The 12,359-nt window shown below is 41.9% G+C and carries 12 protein-coding genes; 7 read left to right on the top strand and 5 right to left on the bottom strand.

All coding sequences use genetic code 11. The features are described 5' to 3' along the window. Nucleotides 1–23: 23 nt before the first annotated feature. The 5 genes from V7L29_RS17850 (at nt 24) to fba (ending at nt 5,365) form a co-directional block, all read left to right on the top strand. A complete protein-coding gene (locus V7L29_RS17850; protein WP_334693867.1) occupies nt 24–572 on the top strand; it encodes a hypothetical protein in 549 nt (182 codons plus the stop codon). Between the two features lie 546 nt (nt 573–1,118). Further along, on the top strand, nt 1,119–1,667 hold the full coding sequence (locus V7L29_RS17845; protein WP_334693868.1) for a hypothetical protein: 549 nt from the start codon (nt 1,119–1,121) through the stop codon (nt 1,665–1,667). 85 nt (nt 1,668–1,752) lie between these two features. Beyond that, nucleotides 1,753–1,875: a hypothetical protein gene (locus V7L29_RS17840; protein WP_334693869.1), complete on the top strand. Its 123-nt coding sequence runs from the start codon at nt 1,753–1,755 to the stop codon at nt 1,873–1,875. 406 nt (nt 1,876–2,281) lie between these two features. Further along, nucleotides 2,282–3,799 carry a metallophosphoesterase gene (locus tag V7L29_RS17835; protein ID WP_334736328.1) on the top strand — a complete coding sequence of 506 codons (1,518 nt, stop codon included), beginning with the start codon at nt 2,282–2,284 and terminating at the stop codon, nt 3,797–3,799. A gap of 486 nt (nt 3,800–4,285) precedes the next feature. After that, entirely contained in the window at nt 4,286–5,365 is a 1,080-nt protein-coding gene (gene fba / locus V7L29_RS17830) for a class II fructose-bisphosphate aldolase (protein ID WP_334693871.1), read from the top strand. Nucleotides 5,366–5,542: 177 nt separating this feature from the next. Here the strand turns inward: fba and V7L29_RS17825 are convergent, their stop codons facing one another. Then, a complete protein-coding gene (locus V7L29_RS17825; protein ID WP_334693872.1) occupies nt 5,543–6,355 on the bottom strand; it encodes a carbon-nitrogen hydrolase family protein in 813 nt (270 codons plus the stop codon). Between the two features lie 210 nt (nt 6,356–6,565). Here V7L29_RS17825 and V7L29_RS17820 point away from each other — a divergent pair, with 210 nt between their 5' ends. After that, nucleotides 6,566–7,159 (top strand): MarC family protein, encoded by a 594-nt coding sequence (locus V7L29_RS17820; RefSeq protein WP_334693873.1) that lies wholly within the window; start codon nt 6,566–6,568, stop codon nt 7,157–7,159. A gap of 148 nt (nt 7,160–7,307) precedes the next feature. On the opposite strand, the gene trxA is transcribed toward V7L29_RS17820, so the two are convergent. From trxA to V7L29_RS17805, 3 genes are all read right to left on the bottom strand, one after another. After that, the gene (trxA, locus tag V7L29_RS17815; RefSeq protein ID WP_334693874.1) at nt 7,308–7,631 is read right to left on the bottom strand and encodes a thioredoxin; all 324 of its coding nucleotides are present in this window, start codon (nt 7,629–7,631) and stop codon (nt 7,308–7,310) included. A 338-nt stretch (nt 7,632–7,969) separates the two neighbouring features. After that, nucleotides 7,970–9,133, bottom strand: a complete 1,164-nt coding sequence (locus V7L29_RS17810; RefSeq protein ID WP_334736327.1) for a GuaB3 family IMP dehydrogenase-related protein — start codon at nt 9,131–9,133, stop codon at nt 7,970–7,972. A 431-nt stretch (nt 9,134–9,564) separates the two neighbouring features. Further along, nucleotides 9,565–10,134 (bottom strand): YdcF family protein, encoded by a 570-nt coding sequence (locus tag V7L29_RS17805; protein WP_334736326.1) that lies wholly within the window; start codon nt 10,132–10,134, stop codon nt 9,565–9,567. A 165-nt stretch (nt 10,135–10,299) separates the two neighbouring features. On the opposite strand from V7L29_RS17805, the gene V7L29_RS17800 reads away from it, so the two are divergent. Next, nucleotides 10,300–10,512, top strand: coding sequence for a hypothetical protein (locus V7L29_RS17800; protein WP_334736325.1), 213 nt, complete (start codon nt 10,300–10,302; stop codon nt 10,510–10,512). 454 nt (nt 10,513–10,966) lie between these two features. On the opposite strand, the gene V7L29_RS17795 is transcribed toward V7L29_RS17800, so the two are convergent. Then, complete coding sequence (locus tag V7L29_RS17795) at nt 10,967–12,220, bottom strand: exonuclease SbcCD subunit D (protein WP_334736324.1); 1,254 nt, start codon at nt 12,218–12,220, stop codon at nt 10,967–10,969. Nucleotides 12,221–12,359 lie beyond the last annotated feature (139 nt).

Here is a 12,359-nt window from a genome sequence, read left to right as displayed (position 1 = left end):
AAACACAAGAGGCCAAGAAATTTATGACAAGGGTAAAAGTCGAATTAGTTAACGTTTATTGCCGAGATACCGAAGATGTAACCGGTGCTGACGATTTTTATCTCGTCGGTGGTTTGGTTGGAGGACAAACCACCAAGGCAATTCTGACAACTCCGATTAAAATCAATGATAAGCAAACCAAATCTTTCAAACCAGACCAAACCGTTTTATTTGAAGGCGAAATCCCACAAGGACAAAGTGTCAAAGGCGGACTAAAGGCTTACGACGAAGATGCTGGAAAAGACTGGGCTAAGTACGGTGACACAGTTAAAAAGATTAGTAGTGCTATTTCAGGTGCTATAGCAGCAACAGGTCCACAAGGAGCTGTTGCGGGAACGATACTTTCAGCAGCTACAACCGCAGGAGGCATTCTTGCTAGTTTAGATAAAGATGACTTACTGGGTAGTACCGAATTAGACATTTCCTCCACAGGACCCTCCCATGAAGAGCGAGCTTGGAAAATGTCCAAAACAAGCAGTATAGGCTGGTCTACCTGGGACTACACACTTACCTATCGTATTAGCCGTTCCTAGAGAACTGATTAATACCAGTACAGTGGCCTAGTCTGTTAGGGTGCGTTGCGAAGAAAGTTAACGCACCTTATTAACTAGCTATGCGATCTCTACGACGGGCTGTGACGCTCCTGCGTCGCTAACGCTACGCTATCGGCGTCACGTCTTTGTTAGGCTTTGAATTGAAACAGCTTTGAATATGTAGAAAGAGTGATCGCTTATCTTACCCAAGGAAGTGCGATCGCTCCTGTTTTGGGTTGGGGGATACTTTAGAGGCGATAAAGGCTTATCAAAGTGCCTTGAATTTGCAGTTGTTTTATCAGGCTTGTGGGGAAGTTAAGGAGACTTTGATACGGTTACAAGCGACGGTGCGGAAAAATTCTCGTGCTTGAGTCTGGTTTGATCGGGTGGATTTATTTTAGAGAAAAAATGCCTCTAACTCGAAAAATTCCAAAATCGAGTAGTGGAAACGTTTTATAGATGTGAAGAATAAAAAAAGGCATTCAGATGCTTATAAACAGAGTGCCATTCTGAACACAACACCAAACACAACAGGTTAAGAAATTTATGACAAAGGTAAAAGTCGAATTAGTTGACGTTTATTGCCGAGATACCGAAGATGTAACCGGTGCTGACGATTTTTATCTCGTCGGTGGTTTGGTTGGAGGACAAACCACTAAGGCAATTCTGACAACTCCGATTAAAATCAATGATAAGCAAAGGAAATCTTTCAAACCAGACCAAACCGTTTTATTTGAGGGCGAAATCCCACAAGGGCAAAGCGTCAAAGGCGGACTAAAGGCTTACGACGAAGATGCTGGAAAAGACTGGGCTAAGTACGGTGATACAGTTAAAAAGATTAGTAGTGCTATTTCAGGTGCTATAGCAGCAACAGGTCCAAATGGAGCTGCTGCGGGAACGATACTTTCAGCAGCTACAACCGCAGCAAGCTGGATCGGTTCTTTGGATAGAGATGATTTACTGGGTAGTACGGAATTAGACATTTCCTCCACAGGACCCTCCCATGAAGAGCGAGCCTGGGTAATGTCCAAAAAAGGGGGTACAGGTTGGTCTACCTGGGACTACACACTTACCTATCGTATTAGCCGTTCCTAGAGAACTGATTAATACCAGTACAATGGCCTAGTCTGTTAGGGTGCGTTGCGAAGAAAGTTAACGCACCTTGTTAAGTATCTATGCAATGTCTACAACAGGCTACGCTTATGCTCTTTTTAATCACAGTCAGTGCGATCGTCGTTGGCAGGGTTTAAGAATGATACAGCGATCGCATCGCAGCTTATCCCTCTTGTGTCACTTTCCCTAGAGAAAAAGATGTAACACTTGCTAGACAAGAGTTTTAGCTTAAAGCAATCATTATATCCATCATATTAGAAAATAAAGCCACAAACCCAATTCCAGTGAGAGTTTTAAAAGTTGCCTTCGATTTTTGTTTTCGGAGAGTGATAGAAGCGTCCGAGGAAAGCAATCGCATTCCCTATGGATGTAAAGAAACATTTCTGTTTCCTAGAAGAGGGTTATTGCAGTTCTTTGACTCAAAGCAGCTAAAACATAAGTTACCAATGCTTTCTGGGAGCTGAGAGTGGATTTTTGGAGAGAAAAAATGCCTGTAAATTAAAAAATTTCCAAATTGGGGTTAGCAATCGTCTTATAAGAGTAGACGAAAATCATGCATAAGTTCTAAATTATTATTTTTTAGGAAAAAATCAATTGTGTCAAAAAATAAAATTGTTAGCTTAAGTGACATACATATTAGTACGAATCATCCCACAAGCTGGTATCAAAAAAACTTCCATGAACCATATTTTGCAGCTATTCTCGACTATGTAATTAGTGAGGCTGACTCAATTCAAGAACTAATTTTACTCGGTGATATATTCGATTTCTGGACTTATCCCCCCAATCATCAACCCCCTGAATTTACTGCTATTTTAAACGCTAATCCCAATATTTTTGGAGTTAATGGAAAGTTAAATCAGGCTTTAACGGCTTTGAAAGGAAATGTGACTTATGTAAATGGCAACCATGACATGAACGTCACTAAAAATGATTTGCATCAAATTGCAAATTCATCGAATTACCAAATCAAATATTCTCCAGACCCAATTTATTACATTCACACTGCGGGAGGAAAAAAGATTGCCTTTACTCACGGGCATATATTTACGATGTTTAATGCCCCCTACCTCCAGAGTGAAATTAGCCCATTACCTCTAGGCTATTTCGTTACCCGCGCAATAGCTTATATGTTAAATAAAACCCTGAAACCTGGACAAACCGTCGCTGATTTGACAGGTCAAGGCGCTCCTAACGGGATGAATTTAGAAGGCTTAGTCTCCTCAATTCAATCCGCAATTGATTCTGGCTCTATGGGCTTAGTTGATTTAGTTCTCGACTACATCACAAACGTGACTGAAATACCACAGAAGGAACCGATTATCTTACCTAACGGTCAAACAACAACAATAGCAAAAGCAAAAGAATTATACCGTCTTTTGCAAGATCAGTGGATTGCTGATTGGGGAGGAGGTAAAAATGGTATATTAGCCACAGTCAAATCGGCAATAGCCGATTTAGATGGCACTTATATTCCTTGGTTTGCCCAACACTCTGCTCTAACCTCTGACTCAGACTTGATTGTTTTAGGACATACCCATGCACCCAAAGTAGGCATCACCAATGGTTTGGTTGGATATGCTAATAATGGTTTTGAATGTCCTTCAACTCCTGATATTCCCTCACAAACATTTACTTTCACAGTGGTTTATACAGATAAATGCCTACCCAGTGTTTATCAGGTAGTTAAGCAGAATACTTCCTATCAAGTTATTCCCTATGCTGCTCCTCAAGACTCAGTAATTGCTTCTATTTCAATGGATTTTTCTTGTTATGTGATTATTGACAACACCAATGGAAATTCTAAATTGGATTTAATTGAATCCAAAGCTAATGATGGTTATTATGTCGTCAATCCTCCTAAGCAGATTCTACCAGGAGAGCAAAGAGAGTTCTGGATACAGGATTATCCGGGGTTATTCGGCACAAAGGGTAGCGTAACCTATTCGGTAAATGGTCAACCTCTGAATTTGACCTATTCTTGTCCTACGGGTATATCCAGTAATAAATGTTCTGGTGCTAACTTCTACACTTCCAATAATGGAGTCAATTGGGTTAAGCTAAATGAAATCAAAAAGAGTGGACATCCCTTTTTTGTGAAGTTTGTACTGTAATGCGATCGCTTGATCTTGTAGGGTACGTTAGATTTGGCTAACGCACGTTGTTAATTGTCAGTGCAATGTCTACAACGGGCTATTCGGCATGCCCCTTTATGGTGAAATTTCACTAATTCCGTAGGCTATGCATAATTTAATCCCAAATGCAATAGTCAGGGCAAAACAGCCTCAGAGCATCAGAAATTAGTACCGTTAAGTTCAAGCGATCGCTTTGACAATGACCATTTTGAATACTGGGCTACTAGAGCTACTAACTGTAGGGTAACTAAATGTACAGCAATACAGAGCAAGTATGGAGCATAGTACAGCAGTAGACAGCAAATATAGAACATATATTATATTAACTATGGCGTAAACTTTTTCAACATAGACACACGACAGTAGTTATAATTTCCTATAAGTTGAAAAAACTCTTAAGATTTAGCGTGATTATTACGCTTCTCTCACACCAACTAGCTGACAACCACATTAGGAGGACTATCTATGGCGCTTGTACCACTGCGGCTGCTGTTGGATCACGCAGCTGAAAACGGTTACGGCATCCCAGCTTTCAACGTTAACAATTTGGAGCAGATTCAGGCGATCCTGAAGGCTGCTGTCGAGACAGATAGCCCCGTAATTTTGCAAGCTTCACGCGGCGCTCGTAATTATGCAGGAGAAAACTTCCTCCGCCACTTGATTTTGGCAGCGGTAGAAACCTATCCTCACATTCCCATTGTCATGCACCAAGATCATGGTAATGCTCCTGCTACCTGCTACTCAGCAATTAAGAACAACTTCACCAGCGTGATGATGGATGGTTCTTTAGAAGCTGATGCTAAAACTCCTGCCAGTTTCGAGTACAACGTCAGTGTTACCCGCGAAGTCGTAAATGTAGCTCATGCCTTGGGCGTCAGCGTCGAAGGTGAACTGGGTTGTTTGGGTTCTCTAGAAACTGGTGCTGGTGAAGCTGAAGATGGTCACGGGTTTGAAGGTACACTCGACCACTCACAACTGCTAACTGACCCCGATGAAGCTGTTGACTTCGTAGAAGCAACTCAAGTAGATGCTTTGGCTGTTGCTATTGGCACAAGCCACGGTGCTTACAAGTTTACCCGCAAGCCGACTGGGGAAATTTTGGCCATCAGCCGCATCGAAGAAATTCACCGCCGTCTGCCTAACACCCACCTGGTAATGCACGGTTCTTCTTCTGTACCAGAAGATTTACTTGCACTAATTAACCAATATGGTGGTGCAATTCCTGAAACCTACGGCGTGCCTGTAGAAGAAATCCAAAAAGGTATTAAGAGTGGTGTACGTAAAGTAAACATCGACACCGACAACCGTTTGGCTATTACTGCTGCTGTACGTGAAGCTTTGGCTAAAAAACCAGAGGAGTTTGACCCCCGTCACTTCCTCAAGCCTTCTATTACATATATGCAGAAGGTTTGTGCTGAACGCTATCAAGAATTTGGCACAGCTGGCAACGCAAGCAAGATCAAGCAAATTTCTTTGGAAGATTTTGCTGCTAAGTATGCTAAAGGTGAACTCAACGTTATTACCAAGGCAGCTGCTAAAGTTTAATTTTGACAACAAATAAATAGGGGCAAACTGCTGCTATGCTCCTAAAAGACTGAGGATTCTTATATTGGCATAAACCGGGTGGTTACCCGGTTTTTTATTTTATTCTTAGGTAATGGGCATTGGGCATTGATTATTCTCCTGTGCTTCTCATCTCCTCATCCCCCTTGTCCCCAGAGCCTAGAAGACTCGATGTTGTAAAGAGGGCATTTGACGGCGGACTTGTTCGAGCCTAGTGGGCTTGATTTGTGCGATCGCAATTCCCGGCTTTTCTCCAACATCGGCTAAAATTACGCCCCAAGGGTCGATAATGACCGCGTGGCCGTGGGTTAGACGGCGGGCGTAGTTATTACCTGTTTGGGCAGGAGCAATGACGTAGGCGGTATTTTCGATGGCTCTGGCTTGTAGTAGTACTTGCCAGTGGTCTTTGCCAGTAAAGGCGGTAAAAGCGGCAGGAATAAAGATAACATCAGCTCCTTTATTTGCCAGATGACGGTACAGTTCAGGGAAGCGGACATCATAACAAATAGAAAGTCCTAGATTACCGAATTTTTCTGAGAAATAAACGGGGGGTAATTGCGTACCAGCCACAACCGTGCTGGATTCCCGATAGGTGTTGCCGTCGGGAACATTAACATCAAATAAGTGTACTTTGTAGTAGCGGGCAAGTTCTTGACCGTTTGGGTCGATGAGTAGAGTGGTGTTATAAACTTTGCCTGTATTGTCTACGGGAACTGGAAAGCTGCCGCCTAAGATTGTAATTTGAAAGCGTTGAGCCATTTTTTTAAGGAATTTTTCACTTTCAAGAGCGATCGCATTGCCTTGGGCGAGTTTGTCTTTTTCTTCTCCCATATAGGAAAAGTTTTCTGGCAAACCTACCAATTCAGCACCTTGACGCACGGCAAGCTCTATTAATTCTTCTGCCTGTGCCAAATTTTTCTGTAGATCCGGCACACTGGTCAATTGAATAGCGGCGGCTAAATAAGACTTCATAGATTCAACAACGAATAGTTGATTTATGGAAGATAGATTATCAAAATATATCGCTACTTCAACATCTGTGGAACTTAATTAGAAATGTATCAGCCAAGATTTTCTTTAACAGACTTGTTTTATTACTGATCTTAATCTTCCTCTGGGTTCTAGCAAACTGAGCAAGATCAGGATTAGGTTGTGATCAAACCCTAATAAAAACTGTCTGCTGTGGATATTTCTATTCTCATTCAAACATTTATCGCTGTGTTTGTCCTAGCAGATGCTGTGGGCAATATACCAATTGTTTTAGTTTTGACTAAGGGCATGATGTCAGACCAAAGAAATAAAGTTATAGATAAAGCAATTATCATTGCGATCGCAGTTCTTTTACTATTTGCCTTTGGTGGGCAAATAATTTTAAATTATTTAGAAATCAGTATCGGCTCTTTGCGAGTAGCAGGAGGACTATTGTTGCTGTTAATTGCTTTGCAAATGCTACGGGGAGAGTTAGATCAGCCGATTATTGAGGAAGGACGCGATGTTGCAATTACTCCACTAGCTTTACCACTGCTAGCGGGACCGGGGACTTTAACAACGGTGATGTTGCTGATGTCAAAATCACAAAGTCCGCATATTGCTGTGGTGGTGGGTATATTAGGGGCGATGTTTGTCACTTGGTTAATTTTGCGTTTAGCAAATCTGATTGACCAGTGGATTGGTGCAGAAGGTGGAGTGATTGTAACTCAGCTTTTGGGTTTTCTGTTAGCGGCGCTAGCGGTAGAAATTGGTAGTGCGGGAATTAAAGAGTTGTTTTTGAGGTAGAAAACTCCTAAAAATATTTTGAAACTGTATACAAATGTAAACAAGTTTAAGAGACGATAAATTCGTGCCTCTCAAACTTGTTTATAAAAATTAACCTAAAGTTACAACAACATGGATAACTCAAAAGGATTTTATTGCCGATTGAGTTTCAAAGATACTTTTCGAGAGTGGAAGCTAATGTAGTTTTAGGCACAGCGCCGACTACCATATCAACTTTTTGTCCACCCTTAAAAATCATTAATGTGGGAATGCTGCGGATGCCGTACTGACTAGCAACATTAGGATTTTCATCTGTATTGACTTTTACGACCTTTATTTGACCTTTGTACTGTTCGGAGATTTCATCGACAACAGGAGCTACCATACGGCATGGTCCGCACCAGGGTGCCCAAAAGTCAACTAAAACTGGTACATGGCTGTCGAGTACTTCTTGCTTGAAACTAGAATCGGTAACTTGTGCGGCTGTTGACATGCCTAAAACCTTCGCCAATAATATCTGAACTTGGTGAAAATTCTACCATAGCAAAAACCTCAGCTTGAGAGTGCGAGGATGTACATTTGCAAAGAAGCTCTAGAATTTATTTATAAACATAAGGAACCGCCCGAACAGTAGTCCGGGCGGAGTGTGGTGTGAGGAGTGAACGGAAACATGCGTCTCCGCTATTTCTATTGTAAGCGACATATCGAATTTTTCCAGCAATTGTTTAGGGGCCTAGAAAAATTTATTGAAGGATTAGGGATTAGGAATTGGGAATTAGGGATTGGGATTGGGGATTAAAATAACTTTTTCCCAGTCCCCAGTCCCCAGCTTTATTTCCCCATACCTAATTGTTGAGCTTTTTGATAAACTTTACCCTCAGTTAATAAAGAAGGCGCAATCACAACTTCCACTTGTTGCATTTCTTTAATATTTTTAGCTCCTAAGGTGCCCATGCTCGTCTTTAAGGCTCCTAAAAGATTGTGAGTGCCATCATCTAGTCCTGCTGGCCCAACAAGTATTTGCTCTAGGCTACCAGTGGTGGCAACGCGAATGCGGGTGCCACGAGGTAGGACTGGGCTGGGAGTTGCCATACCCCAATGATAACCTCGTCCTGGGGCTTCGGCGGCTCTGGCAAAGGGGGAACCAATCATCACACCATCAGCACCGCAGGCGATGCATTTGCAAATGTCGCCACCAGTGATTAAACCGCCATCAGCTATGATGGGGATATAGTTGCCAGTTTCGTTGTAGTAATCATCTCGTGCCGCAGCACAATCAGCGATCGCAGTCGCCTGTGGTACACCTACACCCAACACGCCACGGGACGTACAAGCCGCACCAGGCCCAATTCCTACCAGTACCCCAGCTGCCCCAGCTTTCAACAAATTCAAAGTGACTTCGTAAGTCACGCAATTACCCAACACCACGGGGATGGGCATGGAACGGCAAAATTCTGCTAAATCAAGTGGTACTAAAGACTCTGGTGACAGATGTGCAGTAGAAACTACCGTAGCCTGTACAAAAAATAAATCTGCCCCAGCTTTTGCCACCGCCTCACCGTATTTACTTGCACCGGCTGGAGTTGCACTCACTGCCGCAATGCCACCTTGTTGTTTAATTTCCTGAATACGTTGTTCAATTAATTCCGGCTTTATTGGTTCGGCATAGAGTTCTTGCATCAGGGCAACAAATTCATCTTTCCCCACAGAGGTAATCCGATCTAATATTGGCTCTGGGTCAGCATAGCGAGTTTGAATACCCTCTAAATTGAGGACACCTAATGCTCCTAACTGTGACAAAAGTACAGCTAGGCGAACATCTACTACGCTATCCATCGCACTGGCAATTATCGGGATTTCTCGCTCAATATTGCCAATACGCCACTTAGTATCTGCCAAACTGGGGTCTAGTGTTCTGTTACCGGGGGCTAGAGCAATTTCATCTATTCCGTAAGCTCTACGAGCTGTTTTTCCCCGCCCAAGTTGAATTTCCACGCTTTAATTTTTCTCAAATCTGTTTAAGCTAGGGTATCAAATTGTGGAGGGAATTGGGGCGTTTTTTTACCCGAACTACACAGATAAATTCGAGTTCCCCAAACCGCCGCTCGAAACATTGATGGACACAAAGTATGCACCAAGGAAGCAAGTGAGCAAAAGTTGTTAATTGGTTTGTATGTTGTGTTGTTTGAACGTTAGTGTTGCGCTAGTTTTTCGACAATTGTACTTTGATGTGTCTGTTATTACTGAGTTAATCTCAAGATTATTGGCATTGATTCTTTTAATTTACCTGTATTGACTAAGATCAAGCTCATGCAAATTCCTATAAATGATCCCAAATTGAAATAGTTTGTATTGTTTCAAATCGATAAACCTTCTGAATATGAAGATTTTCATTTCCATTATCTAAAATCCAAAATTGGTTTGATTTACCGTTTATTTTTAGCTGCATCTACACCAGTATAACCAGTTGCTAACCAAAGTATCGCTCTAGCTCCATCGCGAATAGATTTTTCGATAGATTCAGGGGGTTTTTCTGAAGGAACCGGCACTGGTTTTAAATCAATACCTCGACTACCTAAAATAATTTCGCCGATGACACAAGCCCGGCGCATATGGAAGTCTGAAGTAATCAAATAAATGCTCTTGATGCCGCGAGCTTGCAAATCATCCACCAAGGTAGTAAAATTAGTAACTGTATCTACGGCTTCATAGTCCAAGTGTAAACGTTTGGGATCAACACCAGCTTTGGTAAACACTCGTTGGGTGAATCTAGGTGGACTACCTCCAGTAATCCAAATTGGTATATTTGGATGCTCACGAACAAATTTTGCTGTAAACTTCTCTCGCTCTAAATGTCTCGTTGAACCACCTAACACTACAACTGCTTGCGGTTGTACAAATTGGTTTTGTACTTCTTTGTATCCCCACCAGATGATTAAGGGTAGGAAAAAAGCTATAAAACGAAAAGATTTACCTGTAAAGAGTAGCTTATTCAAGGCTGGATAACTTTAATTTACTGAGTCCTTAATTTTCTTTGGCTATAAAAAAACGACAATTGATCTGTAGAGTAGCAAACTCTTCAAAAATCTGCCCAAATTTATATTTGAATGGTTTTCATGTTACAGCGCGATTAAGCGTGCTTAAAGTTTTTCCTCTAATTGATGGATTATCCTAACCTGTATCAGACAATCTATCAAAGGGTTGTAGCAGCTTGTTGGAAAACCCATTTAATGGTACATTGTATTTTTTTTAATCGCCCGCTGTTGCAAAACCCAGAGTTACAACTTATTCCCTGGCTGGTCGAGCATCAGCGCTTTATGGGCTTGCTTAAAGCTGTTCGTCAACGACATTCACACAACGCCGCAGGTTCTTGACATTCTGGGCTGATGCTTTAACTTGGCACCAATCGCGAGACACTTTGAAGTTCTGAATGCTAGAAGCCGCCGCTTAGACTTCTTTCCATCCCACAAGAAATAGTTGGATATTTTTTTACTTAGAACCGCCTAACTAAAAACAACTTTGTTAGGAAACATTCCCCTTAAAAGATGAAAATATAATTAGCATCTATTCTACTCCATTGGTGAGAGGTTAAGATAATCTTACTTTTGTCAATTAGAAATTATGCTGAATTTTTTGAACTAGCAGAGGTATTAAGTTAACTATTGTACTGAACCAATGGCGTGAGAATGAAAGATGCGTATTAAAATTACGCGATCGCCTGTTCAAAAATTGTGTTTTCAACCCCAATTCTAGCCCAATTCTAGCGATATTTTAAGTATTATTGCTTATTGACAAATAGTACCTGACCTTAACCTCTCACGAATGATTCTACTCACTAGTTGCTGCTTCCAGCCAGACTTCCACATCATCTGCTAATAACTTCTGTGCAGCCTCCAGCATTGATGCTGTTATGTCTTTGAGGTCTTCGCGGTTGTTCAAGTAAGTTTTCAAGGCTTCCATTGGGTCGATGCTGCTACTTGCACTCAATTCCGGAATCCGGGGCCTGGCTAATTGACTCACTAATTCTGCTTGAATGGTGTAGGTATGAGCGAGACTTAAAGCAGTATGTAGAGAAGAACTGTCAATTAAATCCATCTGTTCGGAGCGGAGTTTGTAAATTAGCCGTACTACAGTATCTTGAATATCATATTTAGCGATCGCTTTCATTAACACCGCTTGGGGATCATTTGCTTTCGAGACATCCACTTCAATAGTGCGGAAAGTCCGAACTGTTAAGGGACAAAATTCCCATTCAGCCCTCCCCCGCTCCAGTTCTAGCATCACATAGCCTTTATCTTCTTTTTCTTCACTAAAATCTACCCGCTCAATGCTTCCTGGATAAATCACCGGTGGGTTGTTGGATTTATTCAAATTTTGGTGACGGTGGACGTGTCCCAATGCTACATAATCAAAACAAGGTCGCGTCAACAAAGATAGGGGTAGAGTAAAGCCTTTACCTACTGCCAAAAAGCGTTCTGCGCCCAAGGTAGTATTGTCAGACATCAAGTGAGCCAGAAGGACAGTTGGCACATCGGGGTCAAGACGGCGAATTTCCCCTTCCAAGACAACTCGCAGGCGTTCCGTTAACAGTTGGTTGACTTGTGCCAAAGACAAACCTTCAGTCTCTTGGCGAGTCATCAAAGTGGAACGGGTTAGCCAAGGGAGGGTAATTACTTGCACTTTGCCATTGCGGGTTTGGATGCAATGAGTAGTTAATGTATCACCTACTACAAATCCTGGTACTCCCAAAGTGCGGTAAATATTTAAACTCGCTCCTCCCTGTCCTTGGGAATGTTGGTCATGGTTGCCCACCAACAGCACTGTTGGAATATTACCATCCACCAGACGACGAAACTGGCTAGCAAAAGCCTGCTGTACATAAGGCGGTGGTGTAGCATCCGGGAAAGCATCACCACCAAATATCACCATATCGACGGCATCTGTCAGCGCTCGGTCAATACATATAGACAGTGTATTGACAAAATCCTCCAGTCGTGTATTTAATCCCGTCGCGGGATTAATTCGTCCGTGGGAGAAGCCACTTCCCATGTGGATATCGGAGAGGTGAAGAATTTTAATCATACATATCTTAATTTAACTATATGAGGTTAAATTACCACGCCAATCATAGTATTGCTTATAGCAGTCTGCATTTTAATAAACTATAGCTTAGAAGCTTTACATATAACGTCGCTAAAATTGAGATTTTTAAAAGTGTCGT

This window comes from Nostoc sp. (assembly GCF_036916575.1).
GTDB lineage: Bacteria > Cyanobacteriota > Cyanobacteriia > Cyanobacteriales > Nostocaceae > Nostoc.
The sequence above is the reverse complement of the archived record's forward strand: the minus strand, read 5'-3'. Positions and strand labels throughout refer to the sequence as shown.